13 protein-coding genes and 1 tRNA gene are annotated in these 18,988 nt (G+C 57.3%); 2 read left to right on the plus strand and 12 right to left on the minus strand.

The genetic code is table 11. The annotated features are described in order from the left end of the window. Positions 1-36: 36 nt before the first annotated feature. From KP806_RS08255 to KP806_RS08270, 4 genes are all read right to left on the minus strand, one after another. On the minus strand, positions 37-3,129 hold the full coding sequence (locus KP806_RS08255) for an AAA family ATPase (RefSeq protein WP_224723078.1): 3,093 nt from the start codon (positions 3,127-3,129) through the stop codon (positions 37-39). Continuing rightward, positions 3,126-4,292 carry an exonuclease SbcCD subunit D gene (locus tag KP806_RS08260; protein WP_224723079.1) on the minus strand — a complete coding sequence of 389 codons (1,167 nt, stop codon included), beginning with the start codon at positions 4,290-4,292 and terminating at the stop codon, positions 3,126-3,128. The genes KP806_RS08255 and KP806_RS08260 overlap by 4 nt, the downstream gene beginning before the upstream one ends. Positions 4,293-4,654: 362 nt before the next feature. Continuing rightward, the gene (gene ald, locus KP806_RS08265) at positions 4,655-5,782 is read right to left on the minus strand and encodes an alanine dehydrogenase (RefSeq protein ID WP_224723080.1); all 1,128 of its coding nucleotides are present in this window, start codon (positions 5,780-5,782) and stop codon (positions 4,655-4,657) included. A 19-nt stretch (positions 5,783-5,801) separates the two neighbouring features. Continuing rightward, the gene (locus KP806_RS08270) at positions 5,802-7,274 is read right to left on the minus strand and encodes a CoA-acylating methylmalonate-semialdehyde dehydrogenase (protein ID WP_318153512.1); all 1,473 of its coding nucleotides are present in this window, start codon (positions 7,272-7,274) and stop codon (positions 5,802-5,804) included. A gap of 209 nt (positions 7,275-7,483) precedes the next feature. Here KP806_RS08270 and KP806_RS08275 point away from each other — a divergent pair, with 209 nt between their 5' ends. Continuing rightward, positions 7,484-9,100, plus strand: coding sequence for a PucR family transcriptional regulator (locus KP806_RS08275; protein ID WP_224723081.1), 1,617 nt, complete (start codon positions 7,484-7,486; stop codon positions 9,098-9,100). Positions 9,101-9,134: 34 nt separating this feature from the next. Here the strand turns inward: KP806_RS08275 and KP806_RS08280 are convergent, their stop codons facing one another. The 6 genes from KP806_RS08280 to KP806_RS08305 all read right to left on the minus strand — a co-directional run bounded on the left by KP806_RS08280 (position 9,135) and on the right by KP806_RS08305 (position 16,223). Continuing rightward, positions 9,135-9,353: a hypothetical protein gene (locus KP806_RS08280; protein ID WP_224723082.1), complete on the minus strand. Its 219-nt coding sequence runs from the start codon at positions 9,351-9,353 to the stop codon at positions 9,135-9,137. Between the two features lie 19 nt (positions 9,354-9,372). Beyond that, on the minus strand, positions 9,373-10,800 hold the full coding sequence (gene hydA / locus KP806_RS08285; RefSeq protein ID WP_224723083.1) for a dihydropyrimidinase: 1,428 nt from the start codon (positions 10,798-10,800) through the stop codon (positions 9,373-9,375). A gap of 2 nt (positions 10,801-10,802) precedes the next feature. Then, positions 10,803-12,107 carry an NAD-dependent dihydropyrimidine dehydrogenase subunit PreA gene (gene preA / locus KP806_RS08290; protein ID WP_224723084.1) on the minus strand — a complete coding sequence of 435 codons (1,305 nt, stop codon included), beginning with the start codon at positions 12,105-12,107 and terminating at the stop codon, positions 10,803-10,805. Continuing rightward, a complete protein-coding gene (locus KP806_RS08295; protein WP_224723085.1) occupies positions 12,100-13,479 on the minus strand; it encodes an NAD(P)-dependent oxidoreductase in 1,380 nt (459 codons plus the stop codon). Before KP806_RS08295 ends, preA begins: the two co-directional genes overlap by 8 nt. A gap of 82 nt (positions 13,480-13,561) precedes the next feature. After that, positions 13,562-14,845, minus strand: coding sequence for a M20 family metallo-hydrolase (locus tag KP806_RS08300; RefSeq protein ID WP_224723086.1), 1,284 nt, complete (start codon positions 14,843-14,845; stop codon positions 13,562-13,564). 4 nt (positions 14,846-14,849) lie between these two features. Further along, positions 14,850-16,223 (minus strand): aspartate aminotransferase family protein, encoded by a 1,374-nt coding sequence (locus KP806_RS08305; protein ID WP_318153513.1) that lies wholly within the window; start codon positions 16,221-16,223, stop codon positions 14,850-14,852. 417 nt (positions 16,224-16,640) lie between these two features. Here KP806_RS08305 and yhbH point away from each other — a divergent pair, with 417 nt between their 5' ends. Next, complete coding sequence (yhbH, locus tag KP806_RS08310) at positions 16,641-17,789, plus strand: sporulation protein YhbH (protein ID WP_263575605.1); 1,149 nt, start codon at positions 16,641-16,643, stop codon at positions 17,787-17,789. A gap of 65 nt (positions 17,790-17,854) precedes the next feature. Here yhbH and pdaA read toward each other — a convergent pair whose 3' ends face one another. Both pdaA and KP806_RS08320 read right to left on the minus strand, forming a co-directional pair. Then, positions 17,855-18,634 carry a delta-lactam-biosynthetic de-N-acetylase gene (gene pdaA / locus KP806_RS08315; protein ID WP_224723125.1) on the minus strand — a complete coding sequence of 260 codons (780 nt, stop codon included), beginning with the start codon at positions 18,632-18,634 and terminating at the stop codon, positions 17,855-17,857. 216 nt (positions 18,635-18,850) lie between these two features. Continuing rightward, a tRNA-Pro gene (locus KP806_RS08320) sits at positions 18,851-18,927 on the minus strand. Positions 18,928-18,988 lie beyond the last annotated feature (61 nt).

Below are 18,988 nucleotides of genomic sequence, written 5' to 3' on the forward strand. Positions count from 1 at the left end.
AATGGAAGCAGGCTTTTTTTGTGCAACAAAAGAGCCCTATTTCAACGAAATGGCCGTGCGGCTGAAGCCTTCCTTCGTCTTCTTCACTTCCAGGCAGGCCGGAAAAGCATCCTTAAGCTCCTGCACGTGAGAAATCACTCCGATCATCCGTCCCGCCTTTTGCAAATCGACCAGCGCAGTCACAGCCTTCTGAAGCGACTCTTCATCAAGCGAGCCGAAGCCTTCGTCGATAAACATCATCTCAATCGAAACGCCGCCTTGATGGGCCTGGATGACATCGGTCATCCCCAGCGCGAGACATAAGGAAGCGTTAAACTTCTCGCCGCCGGACAACGTTTTGACGTCACGGTTTTGCCCCGTGTACGCGTCATAAACGTCCAGTCCCAGGCCGCTCTGCTTGCCGCGCGTTTCGAGGCGGTCACTTCGCTTCAGCGTAAACTGACCGTTCGAAAGCCCGCGAAGCCGGATATTCGCCGCATGCAGAATATGCTCCAGAAACTCGATCAGAATGTACCGTTCGAACGATATTTTTAGCGCATTGTCGCCTTTAAGCATCTGGTAGATGTCCATGACTTCCTCCAGCCTTGCCTCCAGCTCCTTCGCAGAGTGATGAGCGCGGCCGATCGAAGCCGCAAGCCGCTCCGCCTCCTGTCCGGTCCTGAGAAAGGCTTGCTCGGAAGCGATCGCTTGCTCCAGGTCGCGTTTCATATCCGCCAGACGCTCCTGCAGGCCGTCCAGCGCGATTCTGTCCTTCCCTGCAAGCGCTGCTTTGAGCTCCGCCAGCTGTTGAACCAGCAAAGCGCAAGCCGAGCGGTACGCCTCGATTTCTTCCTTTAAGGCAGCACGCGCAGCATCCGTCATCGCGGCCTCCCTGTACTGCGTCTCATCCGCGAAACCGGCTTTTGCAAGCTCTTCCAGCTGCCGGGACTCGGCCTGCCTGAACTCGCTTTCCGCTTCCTCCAGCTGCAGCTTCGCCTGCTCCGCATAAGCCTTCTGCTCCGCCAGCTTCGCCGCCAGCCGGCCCAGCCGCTCCTGCGCTTGCTTCCATGCAGCCGCCAGCCGTTCGCTTGCCTCTTTCACTTCACGAAGCTTGGCCGCCAGCCGGCTCTCGGACCGCAGCTCCTCGGGAATGCGGTCAAGCTCCTTCTGCAGCGCCGATTGGCCGGACGCCCGTTCCACCATGCGGCGCTGCTGCTCCTGCTGCAAGCGTTCCCTGGCGGCAAGCTGACGCTCGAGCGCCTGCTCCTGCTCCTCGGCCCGTCTCTTCAGCTCCGGCAGCAGCTTGGCCTTGGCCTGAAGCCGGTCGGCTTCCTCCTTGACGGCCTTCCATTCCCGCAGCAGCCGGGAACGCTGCTCCTCCAGCTCCGTCGCCTGCAAGCCGGCTTCGGTCAGCTCCCGCAGCCCTTCCTCACGGGCGGCTTGCGAGGCGGCCGCCTGCGCTCTTGCTCCGAGCAGCTCCCGCTCCGCTGCGCTCAGCCCCTCCTTTGCCTGCTGCAGCAGCTCGCGGGAAGCGACCTTTGCGGCCGTATCCGCCTTGCCGGGGTGACTGACGCTGCCGCATACCGGACAAGGCTTACCGTCATGCAGATGCGCGGCCAGCAAGGAAGCCTGACCCTCGATCCAGGATGCCTCCAACCGGTCGTGCTCTGCTTTTTTCCTCTCGTACTGCCGGGTAAATTCAGCCTCCAGCTGCGCTATCCGCGCCAGCTCCTTCTCCGTGTCGACTATACGCTTCAGCTGCTTGCCCTGCTGCTCGATCATGCGGAGCCGTTCAAGCTTGTCCGCAAGCCCCGCCGTTTCCAGCTCCGCGGCTCTGATCGAAGCGCTCCCCGCTTGCTTCTCCTCGCGGAGCCTGTTCAGCGCCGCCTCATTGGCCGCCAGCTCCGCAGCACAGCTTTTCTCCTCCGCCAGCAGCTTATCGATCGCCTGCTGCTGCGCTGCGAGCGTCTTCACGACCGGCACCAGCTCCGCAAGACGGCTGTACTCTCGCTCGGCCGACCGTCGTTCCTCCTCCCGGCCTTCCTCTGCGCGATGCCGCTCTTCGGCCAAAGCGTGCTCAGCGGCCGCCCCGTCCAGCTCCGCCTGCCTGGCCGCAAGCTGGTTCCGCTTCGAATCGGCCATCGTCTTGGCCCGCTGGGCCTGCTCCATGTAAGGGGCCAGGCGGGCCGCTTTGTCGGCCACCAGGAGCCGCTGCTCCTTGCCCGCGAATTCCTCGCTGCGCGCATGCAGCTGCCCGAGCCTGAGCTGCTTCTGATCATGCTCGTCGTGCTTGGCGTTCAGTGCCGATGCTTCCCTGAGCGCTGCTTCCTGCTGCTCGATCCAGGCCGCAAGCTCCGCCTTGCGCCGCTCCGCTTGACCGGCGGCCTCGCGATAATAAGCATGCTCCGCTTCCAGCGCTTCGACGACCTGCGCAGGACTGTATACCTCCTGCAGGAACGTGCGCGCCAGCCCGCTTTCCCCGCGCTCGGGCAGCGCCTCTCTGGCTTGATTGATATAAGCCGCAGTCGCCGCCCTGCCTTCCTTCAGCTGTTCCTGCAGCTCCCGGTTTTTACGCTGGAAGCTTCCTTCCAGTCTTTCATAAAGCTCCGTTCGGAAAATGCGCCGCAAAATCTCTTCCTTATTATCCGTATCGGACGTCAGCAGCTTGCGGAATTCCCCTTGCGGCAGCATGACAATCTGGCTGAACTGCTCCTTCGTCAGCCCGATCAGCGCTTCCAGCTTGGCATTTACATCGGATACGGTGAATCGGTCTACCGCCGGCACGGCTTGTCCGCCCGTCGTCTCGTACAGCTCGGCCTTTCCGCCGGTCTCGCTTTTGTTCCCGCCTTTGCGGTGCGGCATCTGGCGAAGCACCGAATACGATTTGCGTCCGATGGCAAATTCGAATTCGACGGCGGTATGCGTCTCTTCCCCTGCGAAGTGGCTTCGCAGCATCCGCGGGTCGGAACGGTCCTCGCCGCTGGCCGTACCGTAGAACGCAAAGCAAATCGCATCAAAAATCGAGGTTTTGCCCGCTCCCGTATTGCCGGATATGACGAACAGCCGGCGGTCCTCCAGCTCCCGGAAATCGACCGTCTCCGTATCGCGGTACGGACCGAAGGCCGTCATCGTCAGCTTTAGCGGCTTCATACGGCACCCCCTTCCTCTCGCAGCAGCTCCGCATAGGACTCCGCAAATATCCTTTTTTTCGCTTCCGAAAGCGACTGTCCTTTTACCTCCTGATAAAAAGCGGCGAACAGCTCAATCGGGTCAGCTTCCCGCCGGCCCCCGGAACCCGCCTCTTCAGCCGCTCCATCCGTTCCGGCAAGCGATGCCGCGCGGCGTTCCACATGCAGCGTATTCGGATATACCGCCCGCACCTTCTCCATCGGAAACAACACCGGGTTATCGTTCAGCAGCGTCACGAACACATAATCCTCGTTCGGCTCGTGCTTCTCAAGCTCCTCGATCGAAGCGGTCACCCTTCGCAGGTTGCGCAGCGGCTTAAGCTCGCGCTTCTCGATGTGCACGGCCCCCGATTCGTCCAGCTCCACGACATAAAAGCCCTTCACGTGGTTTTCTTCGGAAATCGAATATTTTAACGGCGAGCCTGCATACCTGATCGTTTCGTTCCGGACAAAATGCGCCTGGTGCAAGTGACCGAGCGCCGTATAATGGAAACGCTCGAAATAGGCGGCGCTCACATGCTCCGCGCCTCCAACGGCCAGCGGGCGCTCGGATTCGCTTGTATTTGCGGCGGGCTCGCCGGAAGCCGTTACGAAAGCATGCCCGACGAACACCTGTCTGGCAGCCGGATCCATACGGGCTTCGAGTCCCTTAACGACGGCCCGCATCGCATCGTCATGCGTCCGGATCGTCTCATCCCCGAGAAGATGCCTAACCTGTGCGGGGTCGGCGTATGGGATAAGGTGGAAATGCACTTCGCCGCCGGCATCGCGAAGCACGACAGGCTCCGGCTCCGCTTTAAGCTGCCCGACCAGATATAGACCGCGGCTTTCCATCAGCTTTGTGCCGAAGCTGATACGGTCCGGGCTATCATGATTGCCCGATATCGCCAGCACCGGCGTATTTAAACCGATTACGATACGCTCGAGCAGCTCGTCCAGCAGCTCGACCGCCTCCGTCGGCGGAACGGCGCGGTCGTACAAATCGCCTGCGATAATGACCGCATCCGGCCTCTCCGCTTCGATCGCCTCCAGCAGCTGCTGAAGCGCGTAACGCTGGTCTTCCGTCATATATACGCCTTGAACCAGCTTGCCCAAATGCCAGTCCGCGGTATGAAACAGCTTCACTCGTTTCCACTCCTATCTTGCCTAGTAATCTTGAATGTCGAATACAAAAGTCCTATCATCTATCTTACCACTCGCGGAACCGCGGCGGCTAGTGCGCGGCCGGGCGCGCAAATCCCCCTCGCATCTCATAGACGCTAGGGCAATAGTCAGCCTCGGATTCACTAGTCGGCTTGCGGCCCGGACTGCCGGCAATTCCGGAATTGGAGAAAATCTGGAACGTATCTCTTCAAGCTGATCAACGAACCAGAAATTGTCGTTTCATCCAATAAAAAAAGAACCTAAGCGCCCCTAACGAACGTTTAGATTCTTTTCTTCTATATACTCCAAAAATCGGCGGCCGCCCGTCGAGACCGTTTTCCTCATTATGCCGTCATCGTTTGCAGTACTTCTCCGAGCGCGGAATGGGCGAAGCCATGAGCTTTCGCGACGGCTTCATGGGTTACGCAGCCCGCCGTCGTGTTCAAGCCTTTGCCGAGGGCCGCGTTGCCAAGCAAAGCCGCCTTCACGCCGGCATTCGCAATCGAAACGACGTACGGCAGCGTCGCATTCGTCAGCGCGGCGGTTGCCGTCTGAGGGACAGCTCCCGGCATGTTGGCGACCGCATAATGCAGCACTCCGTGCTTCTCGAACACAGGAGCGGCATGCGTCGTCATCCGGTCCACCGTTTCGAAGATGCCGCCCTGATCGATCGCTACGTCTACGATAACCGAGCCGCTGCCCATAGCGCTCACCGACGCTTCCTTCACGAGCTTCGGCGCGCGCGCACCGGGAATGAGCACCGCGCCGATAACAAGATCGGAGGAAGCCACCGACTCGGCGACTTGGCTATAGGTGGAGGCGAGCGTCTGAATCCGTCCTCCGAACCGTTCGTCCAGGCTGCGCAGCCGGTCGAGATCGGTATCCAAAATCGCCACCTCCGCGCCGAGCCCAAGCGCAATTTGCGCTGCTCCCGTTCCGACGACTCCGCCGCCGATAATCGACACCTTCGCTTTCCTTACGCCGGGCACGCCTCCCATCAGCAGGCCTTTGCCGCCTGCGGCCTTTTCCAGAAACCTCGCTCCGATTTGCGCTGCCATGCGTCCGGCGATATCGCTCATCGGCGTCAGCAGCGGAAGCTGCCCGCCTGCGAGCTGAACGGTCTCATAAGCAATCGCCGTTACCTTGCCGCGGACAAGGGCTTCCGTCAGCTCCGCTTCGGCTGCAAGATGAAGATAGGTGAACAGCGCCAGCCGTTCGTGAAAGAATCGGTACTCCTCCGGCTGCGGCTCCTTCACCTTGAGCACCAGCTGCCTCCCCCATGCATCCTCGGCATAGGGCACGATGACCGCTCCCGCTTCCGCAAAACGTTCGTCCGGAATGCCGGCGCCCGAGCCGGCCCCGCTTTCGATAAACACTTGATGGCCCTGGCGCGTCAGCTCGAGGACGCCGACAGGCGTAATGGCGATCCGGTGCTCCTGGCTTTTCACTTCTTTCGGAATCCCGATCTCCATCCTGTTTCGCCTCCCTCTGCTAAAAATATCTCGAAGTGATCATTTTCCGCTTCGTGTAGAAAGCAACGCCATCCTTGCCGTTCGCATGCAAATCCCCGTAAAAGGAATCCTTCCAGCCTGAGAACGGAAAAAACGCCATCGGCGCCGGTACGCCGACGTTCACCCCGAGCATTCCCGCCTCCGCTTCTTCGCGGAACTGCCGCACCGCTTTTGCGTTCTCGGTATAAATGACCGCCGAATTGCCGAACCGGGAGCCGTTAACGATTGCGATCGCTTCATCCAGATCCGCAGCCCGCAGCACCGACAGAACGGGTCCGAAAATTTCCTCGGTCGCGATCGTCATTTCCGGCTTCACTTCATCGAAGATCGTCGGTCCCAGGAAGTAGCCTTCCGCCTGGCGGGCCGGGGCCAGCCTGCCGTCCAGCAGCAGCTTCGCCCCTTCGGACTCGCCGGCCGCGATGAACGATTCGATGCGCGCGCGGTGCTCCTCCCGGATGACCGGCGTCAGCACAGACTCCTCCAGCACGCCGGAGCCGATCACGATATTACCGGCCGCCTCCTGCAAAGCCTGGATGAAGCCGGCTCCGTCACCGACCGCGACGACCGCGGAGCAAGCCATGCAGCGCTCCCCGGCGCTTCCTAACGAAGAGGCGATTATATTCTCCACCGTTTTGCCTATATGCGCATCTGGCATGACGATATGAATATTTTTGGCGCCCGCCAGCGCCTGAACCCGCTTCCCGTTAGCGGCAGCGCGACTGTACACATATTTGGCTACAGGCTGCGACCCTACGAAGGAAACGGCCTTTACGTCATTTTCTCCGGTCAGCGCATCCACCACGTCCCGTCCGCCGTGCACAACGTTCATCACTCCGTCCGGCAGCCCCGCCTCCTGAAGCAGCTCGGCCAGCCGATTTGCGGTAAGCGGCGTGCGTTCGGATGGCTTCAGGACAAACGTGTTGCCAAGGGCAATCGCAAGCGGAAACATCCAGCAGGGCACCATCATCGGAAAATTGAAGGGGGTTATGCCGCCGACTACGCCAAGAGGCACGCGAAACAGCTCCGAATCGAGATCCGTCGCAATATTGGCCAGCGTCTCGCCCATCATGAGCGAAGGAGCGCCTGCGGCGAATTCCACGTTCTCGATGCCCCGCTGCACCTCGCCGAGCGCCTCCTTCATGCTTTTGCCGTTTTCGGAGGTAATCAGTCCGGCCAGCTCTTCGGCATGCTCCTGCAGCAATTGCCAATAACGGAACAGCACTCTGGCGCGGCGCGGTACGGGCGTCTTGCTCCAGGCAGGAAATGCGTCCCTGGCCGCCCTGACCGCTGCTTCCGTCTCGGCCTTCCCGGACATCGGGACATGCGTAAGCACCGCGCCTGTTGCGGGATTAAACACGGCCTCCGTCTGCCCTCCGGTCGCAGCGGTCCATTTGCCGCCGATCAAATTGCGCAGCGGCCCCGTATTACTCGTCGATTCCGGTTCCATCGCCATCTTCGCTCAGCTCCAATCTGCACAAATTTTCCGCACAAGGGGCCGGACATCTTGTATAATCAAGCGTAAACGGCTGATGCCATCCTTTTGGCAGATCAGCTTTCGTTTCGCGAAGAATTCTAAGTACATATAATGTGGAACTTTATAATCTTAGAATTCAAGCAATAAGCATATCGCAACTAATCCGGTAAGGAAGGTGACTGCCTTTGGTGAAAACCGTGCTGCAGCTGACTGTGAAAGACATTTTGAATCGTCCCTTATTCCGGAAGGCAGAAGCGTTCGCAAATGAAGCCGCGCTTAACCGGACTGTCAAATGGGTCCACATTATGGAGGTAATCCAGGTCGGCCATTTGTTAAACGGCCATGAGCTCATTCTGAGTACGGGAATCGGCTGGCACGACGACGAGGAGCTGAGCCTCTCCTTCGTAAGGCAGCTGATTGACAGCGGAGCTTCCGGCTTATGCATCGAGCTTGGCACTTATGCGAAACGGCCTTTCGGCAAAATGAAGGAGCTGGCCATGCGTGAAAGCTTTCCCCTTATTTTTTTCCACGAAGAAGTCCGCTACATCGATATTACCCAGGATTTGCATGCCCATTTCATCCATCAGCACCATCGTATGGTATCCGAGCTGGAGGCGCTGTCGGCGGAGCTGAACCAGCTGCTTCTCTCCGGCAAAGGGATCTTGCCCCTGCTGCGGCTGCTTCATCAAACGACGGGTGCCCAAACCGCTTTTTTCCCTCACGGCGCCGAGGCGGTATTCGTTCCGCAGCTGCCGCGCGCCAAAGCCGATCAATTTTTTGAACAATGGATTTATGGAAAAATGCTGGAAACGGCGCAGACGAAAAGCTCGATTGCCCACCGTCCGATCTTGGCGCTGGACCATCTGTTCGCCGATTTGCTGATTCATTCCGGACAGGAGCTCAGCGAATTTCAAATCCTGGCGCTTGACCGGTGCGCTACGGCGATTGCTCAGGAGATGATGCGTACGAAGTATATGGAGGAACGGCGGCGCCACAAGGACGATTTGTGGGCGATCGATTGGCTGAACGGCAAACATTCCACCAAAGATATCCGTGCCTATCTCGGCGCCTATAAGCCTAACTCCAAGCTGACCGGCGCAGCGGTATGCCTGTTCGAATATCCCCCGGCGGACGGGGGAGCGGCCCCGGTACACGACGGCTCCGCGCTCATTCAGAAGAACATGGTCGCGCGCTCCATCTTCGAAGGGGAAGGCCTTCTGCTGCTGCCGCTCACTCTTCAGGATGAAATTGTGTTTATTATGATCGACCAACTGGGCGCCGCTACCTTCAAGGAACGTGTAATGAGGGCGGTCGACCGGCTGAGGAAGACGGAGCGGCATCAGGAGGCGGCGCTCTTCTCTTCTGTTGTCGGAATCGGCTGCTATATGGCGCAGCTTTCGAATATCTCCGAAAGCTACCTAACGGCAAAGGAAACGCTGGCGATCCAGAAGGATCTCGGCCCGCTTCCATCCCCCTTTTACAGCGATCTGCATTTGCGCAAAATCATTTACGCGCTCAAGAAAGCCGATGCGCTTCCCGCATTGATGGATGAATATTTAGGTGCCATTGTGAATTACGACCGGGAGAAGAACGGGCAGCTGCTGCTAACGCTCAAAATTTACCTGGCCCATTCCGGCTCCAAGCAGGATACGGCAAAAGCTCTCCACATCGCCAGGCAGACGCTTTATCACAGACTGGATAAGCTGGCAGCTCTGCTAGGCGACGACTACATGGAGCCGGATAAGAGACTGGCCGTGGAGCTGGCGCTGTGCTCTTACGAATACGTGCACGGGACGATTAAGTAGCGTTGTTGCGGGCGGCCCGCTCAGGCTCCTGAGCTTACGGCCGGGAAACGCCTGACTGCCGGATCAGCACATTGGCCAAATGCTTCCGCGCATCCGCCGTCCGGACAAGCAGCTCCGTCCGGTCGCCGCCCGGATGCTCGAGCGTCAGCCATGCGCCGCTCAAATCCTCCCGCACCGCCGCGATCCGGTATTGCAAACGGACGAATGCGTCAATTTTGTCCCGCTCCTCGATGAATTGCCCGTAGGCCGTCATGCGGCTCCCTCCTTTGGCATTAATGCTTAACCTGGGATTTGGCTGCCCGTGCCGCGATATCCGTCTCGATGTAGGGCGTCCGCTTCAAATATCGTCCGGCGCCCTTCCGGCCTACGAAATGACGGTCGCGGATGACGAATTCCCCTCTGCTGAGCACGCTCACCGGAACCCCCTTTACGGAGATCCCTTCAAACGGATTGTAATCTACGTTCATATGATGCGACTCCGCCGAGATCACGCGCTGCGCCTCCGGGTCGAAGATGACGATATCCGCATCGCTTCCGATCGCGATCGTCCCCTTCCGCGGAAACAAGCCGAACAGCTTCGCGCTGCGTGTCGAGATCATCTCGACGAACTGATTAAGAGTGATGCGCCCCTTGCCTACCCCCTCGGAATAAAGCAGGGATAAGCGGTCCTCGATAATCGGTCCGCCGTTCGGAATTTTGCTGAAATCGCCGAGTCCAAGATCCTTCTGGCCGTCAAAATTAAACGAACAATGGTCGGAGCCGACGGTTTGCAGCTGCCCGCTCTTCAGCGCGTTCCACAGCGATTCCTGGTGATAAGGCTCCCGCAGCGGCGGCGACCAGACATATTTCGCCCCCTCGAAGTCCGGCTTTTCCAGACAGGATTGATCCAGCACCAAATACTGCGGACAGGTTTCGCCCCATACGTCGGCGCCCAGGCTTCGGGCCTCTGTAATTTGCCGCACCGCCTCCTCGCAGGTCACATGCACGACATATAGCCGCGCTCCTGCCAGAGCCGCCAGCTTGGCCGCCCGGCCCGTCGCCTCGCCTTCAATGACAGAAGGCCTCGTCAGCGCATGGTAGATCGGCTCCGTCCTACCCTCCTTCAGCGCCTGCTCGATCAAATAAGCGATCACGTCGCCGTTCTCCGCATGCACCATCACCATCGCGCCAAGCTCTTTCGCGGCCAGCATCGTACGGAATAACGTACCGTCATCGGCCTGGAACACGTTTTTGTATGCCATGAATACCTTGAGCGACGTAATGCCTTCATCCTTCACAATTACGGGCAGCTCCGCCAGGACGTCGTCGTTTATTTCCCCGATCATCAGATGAAAGCCGTAATCGATAACCGCTTTTCCGGCCGCCTTCGCATGCCACTCCTCAATCGATTCGCGAAGCGGCTTGCCCTTGCCCGTCAGGCAGAAATCGACAATCGTCGTCGTCCCGCCGAATGCCGCCGCGATCGTCCCCGTCGCAAAGTCATCCGCCGTCACCGTCCCGCCGAACGGCATATCCAGATGCGTATGCGGATCTACTCCTCCAGGAAATAGCAGCTTGCCGGCGGCATCGATGATCTCGTCCGCCTCGGGTTCCATGTCAAAGCCGATTTGGGCGATTTTCCCGTCCTTAATCAGCACATCCGCCTTATAAGTGTCCGCCGCCGTAACAATCGTTCCGTTTTTGATTAATTTTGCCTTCATCCTTATACCGCCTCCTTCTCGCCGGAATCGTCCCCGCCGTTGTCCGGGTTAATCGCCGTAATCGCCGCCTGGCGCTGATTCCAGCTGAGCGGCGGATCGGATGACGGCACCTCGATCATCGATATGGCCCCCTCCACCGGACAAACGATCGAGCACAAGTTACAGCCGACGCAATCCTCCTCGCGGACCAGCAAATAAGCTGCGCCGCTGTCGTCCGTATGGCGTTCGATACACTGATGCGACGTATCTTCACAGGCGATATGGCATTTGTTGCAGACGATACAGTTGTCTCGGTCGATGCGCGCGACGACTGCATAATTGAGATCCAGATCGCCCCAATCGGAATAACGGCCGACCGATCTGCCGATCAGCTCGTTCACGGATGCCAGCCCTTTTTCGTCCAAATAATTAGTTAGGCCGTCGATCATATCCTCCACGATGCTGAAGCCGTGATGCATCGCCGCGGTGCAAACTTGCACGCATGTCGAGCCCATCAGCAAAAACTCGGTCGCGTCGCGCCAATTGGAAATGCCGCCAATGCCGGAAATCGGAATGCCCACCTCCGGATTTCTGGCGCATTCCGCCACCATATTCAGCGCGATCGGCTTTACGGCAGGCCCGCAGTAGCCGCCGTGCGCCCCCTTGCCGCCGACATGAGGCACCGTGTTCCACGTATCGAGATCCACGCCGGCCAGCGAATTGATCGTATTAATAAGCGAGATCGCGTCCGCTCCGCCTCTCGCCGCGGCTTTGGCCGTTGCCGTGATGTCTGTAATATTGGGCGTCAGCTTAACGATGACAGGCGTTTTCGCCGCCTCCTTCGCCCACATGGTCTGCATTTCGACCAGATCGGGCTGCTGCCCGGACGCCGAGCCCATTCCCCGCTCCGCCATCCCGTGCGGACAGCCGAAGTTCAGCTCCAGGCCGTCTACTCCGACGGCTTCCACCTTCTTCACGATCTCATGCCACTTTTCACGCTTCGGCTCGACCATGAGCGATACGACCAAGGCATGGCCGGGAAACCTTTTTTTCGTTTCGTAGATTTCCTCCAGGTTCACCTCGAGCGGCCGGTCGGTGATCAGCTCGATATTGTTGAAGCCCGCAACGCGCTGGCCGTTGAAATGGACCGCCGCAAATCGGGAGGACGTATTGATGATCGGGTCGCCAAGCGTTTTCCATACAGCGCCTCCCCAGCCCGCCTCAAATGCGCGCTGGACCTGATAGCCCGTATTGGTCGGCGGTGCCGACGCCAGCCAGAACGGATTCGGCGAAGATATGCCTGCCAGACGGATGCGCAAATCAGCCATGCCGTTCCCTCCTTTCAACCAGCGTTTGATGGATCGAATAGGCGGCAAGTTTCCCTTGCTGGGCGGCGGAGACGACCATTGCTTCGCCCTGCCCGTCTCCGAATACAACGTCTCCCGCCGCGTAAATACGCGGATTGGACGTCTGAAACGTAACCGGATCTACAGTGACGATGCCGCGCTTATGCTCGATGCCCAGCTGCTCGATCAACGGCAGATAGCGTGTCTGGCCGATCGCTTTAATGACGGCGTCCACTTCGAGCGTATAACCGGAGCCCTCCACCGGGACCGGGCGCCTTCTGCCCCCGTCCTCCGCGGGCTCGAGACGCATTCTGACGCATTCCAGCCCCGTGACCTTGCCCTCTCCGTCGCCGATTATTCGTACGGGCATCGACAGCCATTCAAACTCGACCCCGTCCTGCTTTGCAAATTCGAATTCAAAATCGTAAGCCGTCATTTCCTCCCTTGATCTGCGGTATACCATTTTCACATTCGCCGCTCCGAGCCTGACCGAGCATGTCGCCGCATCCACCGCCGTATTGCCGGCCCCGATGACGGCGACGCGCTTGCCGGCCATTTCCTCCGTCAGCTCCGTTTTGGTCGCTTCCACAAAATCGATCGCATCGTAGACACCGTCCAGCTGCTCGCCCTCTATACCAAGCATAGGCACCTTTGACATTCCTATTGCGAGAACAATTACGTCAAATTGCTCCAACAGCTCTTGCACAGTGACGTCTTCTCCAACCTTTATGCCTGTGCGGATATCGACGCCAAGCTTCCTTATTTGTTCCACCTCCCAGAGCGAAATGCTCTGCGGCAGACGGAAGGATACGATACCGTACGTATTAAGGCCTCCGGCCTGCTCCTTCGCTTCAAATACCGTCACGGAGAAGCCGAAACGGGCAAGCTCGCGCGCCGCGGACAGGCCCGCCGGGCCGCCTCCGACGACGGCTGCGGACCTCCCGTTTCCCGGCCCCGCCTGGAACAGCGTCTTGCCGCTCCCGATCGCCCAGTCCGTGGCGTACCGCTGCAAATCGCCGATCCGGATCGGCTTGGACGAATGATTCAGCACGCACGCCCCCTCGCACAGCTCCTCCGTCGGGCATACCCGCGAGCAGCTGGCGCCAACCGGATTCGCGTCCATGATCGCGCGTGCCGAGCCCAGCATATTTCCCGTCGAGATTTTTTTGATAAAAGACGGAACGTTTATGCCCGTAGGACATGCCTTAATACATGGCGCATCATAACAGTACAAGCAGCGGTTCGACTCTTCTATCGCTTCCTTCGGGCGCATTCCCGGCTTCACCTCGGCAAAATTCCGCCGCAGCTCTTCGGCCGACAGACCCGCACCGTTTGCGCTCAAGCTGTCACCCATGCATGGTCCTCCTCGCGTTTATTGAAAGGCTGGGTTATTCAACATTCGTTACCAAACGCCTGCTGCGGTTTCATTTCTTCAATCATCCCTGATTCTGCGGCTCGCTCCTGGCTTCTCCTGCGCTTATTTTTTTCGCGGCCCGGAACAGCAGCTCCGCCCCGAGCTCGATATCCTCCGGCGCCGCGTATTCCTTCGGATTGTGACTGATCCCCTCCTTGCAGCGCACGAAAATCATTCCGTAATCGCAAACATAGGACATGGCAAGCGAATCGTGAAACGGACCGCTCATCAGCTCCGGAGGAGCCAGCGACATCCCTTCGGCCTCCTTCGCCAGCAGTTCCTTGATCCAGTCCGCGCAATAGCGGGGCTCGCTGTTCGTATCCTCGCGGATCACGTACGTGAGCCGATGCTCGCGGCATACGTCGTCGATCAGCGTCCGGAGCCGCTCCTCCAGACGGTTCCTGCGCTGAAGCTCCATATCGCGGAAATCGACCGTAAAGCTAACCTTCTCCGGGATAATGTTCCTCGAATCCGGAAATACGCTCAGGGATCCTACCGTTCCGACCGTCGGAGCTCCAGGTACTTCGGCCGCAAGCTCGTTTAAGCCGACGATAACCTTGGCGCAGCCGACCAGCGCATCCTGGCGCATCGGCATCGGCACCGACCCCGCGTGACCCGCAAAGCCGGTCATTTCGACCGTCCACCAGACCGGGCCGGATATGCCGCTGACGATTCCGATCGGCTGCTTCATCGCTTCCAGCACCGGCCCCTGCTCGATATGCAGCTCCAGGAAGGCTCCGATCCTCCCCTCCCGGAACGTATAACCTTTCATTTCATCGGGATCGCAGCCGAATTCCAGCAGCGCTTCGCGCCGGGTCATTCCCTGCTTATCCGTTCGTTCAAGCTCTCCGGGCTCCAGCTTTCCGGTCATCCCCCTCACGCCGAACAGGCCTTTGTTGAATCTGCAGCCCTCTTCGTCACAGAAAGCGACGACCTCGATCGTCATTTCCGGCTGAATGCCCGATTCGACCAGCGTTTGAACCGCCTCGATCGCGCCGAGCACCCCGATCGTCCCGTCAAATCTGCCCCCATAGGGCTGCGAGTCGATATGGGAGCCCAGCATCAGCACCGGCGCCTCCGGATTGCGGCCCTCCAGTACTCCGATCAGATTGCCGAACGGATCGATCCGCGTCTTCATAGCCGCCTTTTCCATCCATCGCATGACCAGCTCCACACCTTGTCTGTCTTCCTTAGAAAGCGCCAGCCGGCATACGCCGGTGTCGCCGATCTTGCCGATACGCGCCAGCTCTCCGATTCGGGCATTCAGCCTTTCGGCGTTTATGCTTAATGAAGATGTCGTTTTCATTCCTTTAACCTCCCTCATGGGCCGCAAAAACTTCAAGCAGCGTGTCGGCTATAAAAGCGATATCCTCATCCGTCGACGATAGTGGCGGGCTTAACGTCAAAATATTGTTAAATCCCGGTACCGTATCGCCGTTTTTACCGACCAGCAGCCCCTTTTGCTTGCAGCCTGCGAGGATCGCGGACACGATACCGGCGCCTGCAGGTTCCTTCGTGCATTTATCAACGACAAGCTCGATCCCGAGCGCCGAGCCGAAAGCCCGGATTTCACCGACAAGCGGATGGCCGCTTAAGGGATCGAGACGCTTGGTCAGCTCCCGCCCGATTTGGGCGGATCGCCCGACCAGCTGCTCGCGTTCCAGAATTTCCAGGTTTTTGAGCGCAACGGCGCACGAGACGGGGTTTCCTCCAAAAGTGTTCACATGCCTGAAATGGCTGTCCGCGGAGCCCGCTTTGAAGCTCTCGTACATATCCGCAGACACGGCCGTTGCGGATAACGGAGAGTAGGCGCTCGTAAGCCCTTTCGCCATCGTGACGATATCGGGCTTTACCCCGAAGTTTTGATGCCCGAACTTCTTACCCGAACGGCCGAAGCCGCATATGACTTCATCTACAATAAGCAAGACGTCATGCTTGTCGCATATTTCCCTGAGTTTGGCTAAATACCCCTCCGGCGGGACAATCACTCCGCCTCCCGTAATGACGGGCTCCACGATAATGCCTGCGACGGATTCCGGGCCTTCCCATCCGATCGCGTCCTCGAAAGCCTGAGCGCACTGCATGCCGCAATCACCCTGCTTCTTGCCGAATGGGCAGCGGTAGCAGTACGGCGGCGGCACATGCGAAAAGCCGACCCCCAGCGGCTCGTACTTCAGCTTGCGCTGCGCTTGGCCGGTTGCCCCAAGCGCTCCCATCGAATTGCCGTGATAGGCCCGGTGTCTGGCAATAAATTTGTGTTTGCTCGGCTTTCCTCGCTGATGGTAGAATTGGCGGGCGATCTTGAAAGCGACCTCGTTGGCGTCCGAGCCCGAGTTGGAGAAGAAAATCCGATAATCGCCCTCCAGCCACTCGTTCAGCTTCGAAGCAAGCTCAATGGCAGGCACATGCGATTGAATCAAGGTGGAGTAAGCGATCTTTTTCATTTGCTCGGCAGCCGCATCCGCAATTTCGGCACGTCCGTGCCCTACATTGACGCACCACAGCCCCGACATGCCGTCCAAATACCGGTTGCCGTCCGCATCCGTTACCCAGCTGCCCTCACCGGAGACGACGACCATCGGGTTATCGTTATGAGGAGTTATGTGATGCCACAAATATTTGCGGTCCTTTTCCAGCAGCGCTTCCTTTTCTGCCGCCTCCATCGATGCTTCGTTTATGTCCATTTGCCGCTCTCCTCTCTTCATCTGCAAAAGAATCGACTCTCGACAAAACTGCACCATCATCTTGCCCAAGCTCTCGGGCGGAAGGCTATATTTTGTTGTACCGTACTTCATTTGAATAAGACTGGCTTGTTTCGAAAAGACAATGCCGCCTGAACGGCGAAAGGGGATTTTTATTTGGGGTTTTCGATAGAACGTGATGCAATGTCACCACATTCACTATGTGTGTAATATTATATAACACGTTTCAAAAATTTCATTATACACAATGATCAAAATACGAGCATTTAATTGGACACAATGTCAACCCTCAAGCGGCATGCGCGCTAGATTGCTAGAATTGGGCTGTTTTTCGTTCACATAACCGCTCGGCTCCTGAATATATTGAATAACAACAAGGAAATAAGCGAGGTGAGGGAATTGGAATCAGAAAAGCTGTTTATTGTATCCCGCGAGGATTGGTCGCTTCACCGCAAGGGCTATGAGGATCAAGCCAGGCATCAGGAGAAGGTACACGAGGCTATAAAGCAAAACCTTCCCGATCTGGTTTCCGACGAAAGCATTGTATTATCCGATGGCCGCCGTACGATTAAGGTGCCGATCAAGAGCCTTGACGAATCCCATTTTATCTATAACTACAACAAAAAGCAGCACGTCGGACAAGGCGACGGCGATTCACAGGTAGGCGATGTGCTGGGGGTCGATCCGCAAGCGCAAAAGGGACCTGGCAAAGGCCAGGATGCAGGCGATCAGCCCGGAGAAGATGTCGTCGATACGGAAATCAATATCGATCAGCTGGAGGATATGCTGTTCGAGGAGCTGGAGCTTCCGAATTTGGAGCAAAAGCAGAAGGATCAAATGCAGACGACCGAAATCGTATTTCACGAGATCCGCAAAAAAGGCATTATGTCCAACATTGACAAAAAACGGACTCTGATCGAAAATCTGCGCCGTAACGCGAATGCGGGAAAAGCCGGCATCGGCGGCATCTCGCCGGATGATCTTCGTTACAAAACCTGGAACGAAATCGTCCGTCCGCAATCGAATGCCGTCATTCTCGCCTTGATGGATACATCGGGAAGTATGGGATCGTTCGAAAAATATTGCGCACGCAGCTTCTTCTTCTGGATGACCCGTTTCCTGCGCCGTAAATACGAGCATGTCGAAATCGTATTCATCGCGCATCATACCGAAGCCAAAGAGGTCACCGAAGAGGAGTTTTTCAACCGCGGCGAAAGCGGCGGAACGATCTGTTCCTCCGCCTACCAGAAGGCGCTTGAGGTCATCGACTCGAGATATCCGACGGCTAACTGGAATATTTACCCTTTCCACTTCTCCGACGGCGACAACCTGACTTCAGACAACGAGCGCTGCGTAAAGCTGATCGGCCAGCTCATGGAACGCTGCAATATGTTCGGCTATGGCGAGGTCAACCAATACAACCGGAGCAGCACGCTCATGTCCGCTTATAAGCACATTAATCACAAAAAATTTATCTACTCCGTCATCAAAGAAAAAGGCGAGGTTTATAAAGCGCTAAAGACCTTCTTCCATAAAAAAGCCAACTAAGTTCCGCATTCAAAAACCCGCGATGCTCATGCACCGCGGGTTTCCTAGTGTCCTTATTTCCTAGCTCAGCTTTGCTGACCGGACAAGCCGCCTTCCGGTGACGGCTGCCGTACATTCGTTTGGAGCTCATCCAGACTTTTAAATTCATAGCCTTGTTTGCGTGCTTCGTCTATAATGCTGCCAAGCGCCTCCGTGTTATCCTTCGACACCGAATGCAGCAAAATAATCGCTCCAGGATGAAGCTGCTTCATCACTTGGTTGTAAGCAAATTGGGAGCCCTTCTGCGCATTTACGTCCCAATCCTTATAAGCCACCGACCAAAATACGTTCGTATAGCCAAATTGCTTGCTGGCTGCCAGAACGCGTTCGTTAAATATGCCTCTCGGCGGCCGCAAATAGCGCATCTCCGCTTGGCCGGTCAGCTGCGTTACTTGGTCCTTGACCTTGTCGAGCTCCATCTTGATTTGCGTTTCCGTAAGCTGCGACATATCCGGGTGGCTCCAAGAGTGATTGCCGACGATATGCCCCTCAAGCGCCATCCGCTTGATCAGCTCAGGCTGATCCTTCACATAGTGCCCCGTTACAAAAAAAGCCGCCGGCGCTTTTTTTTGTTTCAGCACATCCAGAATTTTAGTTGTATAACCATTCTCATAGCCGTTATCGAACGTCAAGAAAAGCTCTTTTTTGTTCGTATCCCCCAAAAATAACGCCCCGTGCTTCGTGACGATCCCTTTAAATCCTTCTTGATCGATCGATGGCAGCTGACCGTTTACACTTTTCTTAAAACCGAAATGGTAAGCGCCCGGCTGGGCGAAAACGGCCGGCTGAATTACAAGGCTTCCCATGTACAGCACCAGCAAGGCCAATAACCACCTACATGCTTTCAACGACTAAACCCTCCTTTATTTGTGACGCAGGTTTAGCTATCGTTCCCTCATTATCGGCATTTTACTCGCAATACTTCAGAATGTATGGGTCCAAAACAACAGAAAAAGCCGTTTTCACAACGACCCAAAGATCGCAATAAAAACGGCTGTGTGTTTATTGTTGAATTGATTAAATGGTCGGGACGACACGATTTGAACATGCGACCCCCTGGTCCCAAACCAGGTGCTCTACCAAGCTGAGCTACGTCCCGTAAAAATGGTGCCGTCGAGAGGACTTGAACCCCCAACCTACTGATTACAAGTCAGTTGCTC

Origin of the sequence: Paenibacillus vietnamensis (genome assembly GCF_020169515.1) — a bacterium.
GTDB lineage: Bacteria > Bacillota > Bacilli > Paenibacillales > Paenibacillaceae > Pristimantibacillus > Pristimantibacillus vietnamensis.

Excerpts from the sequence above, each read along its gene's own strand:
- pdaA (WP_224723125.1), bottom strand. The coding sequence starts at position 18,634 with ATGGGAAGCCTTGTAATTCAGCCGGCCGTTTTCGCCCAGCCGGGCGCT.
- KP806_RS08280 (WP_224723082.1), bottom strand. The coding sequence starts at position 9,353 with ATGACGGCCTACGGGCAATTCATCGAGGAGCGGGACAAAATTGACGCA.
- preA (WP_224723084.1), bottom strand. The coding sequence starts at position 12,107 with ATGGCTGATTTGCGCATCCGTCTGGCAGGCATATCTTCGCCGAATCCG.
- KP806_RS08305 (WP_318153513.1), bottom strand. The coding sequence starts at position 16,223 with ATGGACATAAACGAAGCATCGATGGAGGCGGCAGAAAAGGAAGCGCTG.
- KP806_RS08255 (WP_224723078.1), bottom strand. The coding sequence starts at position 3,129 with ATGAAGCCGCTAAAGCTGACGATGACGGCCTTCGGTCCGTACCGCGAT.
- KP806_RS08295 (WP_224723085.1), bottom strand. The coding sequence starts at position 13,479 with ATGGGTGACAGCTTGAGCGCAAACGGTGCGGGTCTGTCGGCCGAAGAG.
- KP806_RS08300 (WP_224723086.1), bottom strand. The coding sequence starts at position 14,845 with ATGAAAACGACATCTTCATTAAGCATAAACGCCGAAAGGCTGAATGCC.
- hydA (WP_224723083.1), bottom strand. The coding sequence starts at position 10,800 with ATGAAGGCAAAATTAATCAAAAACGGAACGATTGTTACGGCGGCGGAC.
- KP806_RS08270 (WP_318153512.1), bottom strand. The coding sequence starts at position 7,274 with ATGGCGATGGAACCGGAATCGACGAGTAATACGGGGCCGCTGCGCAAT.
- ald (WP_224723080.1), bottom strand. The coding sequence starts at position 5,782 with ATGGAGATCGGGATTCCGAAAGAAGTGAAAAGCCAGGAGCACCGGATC.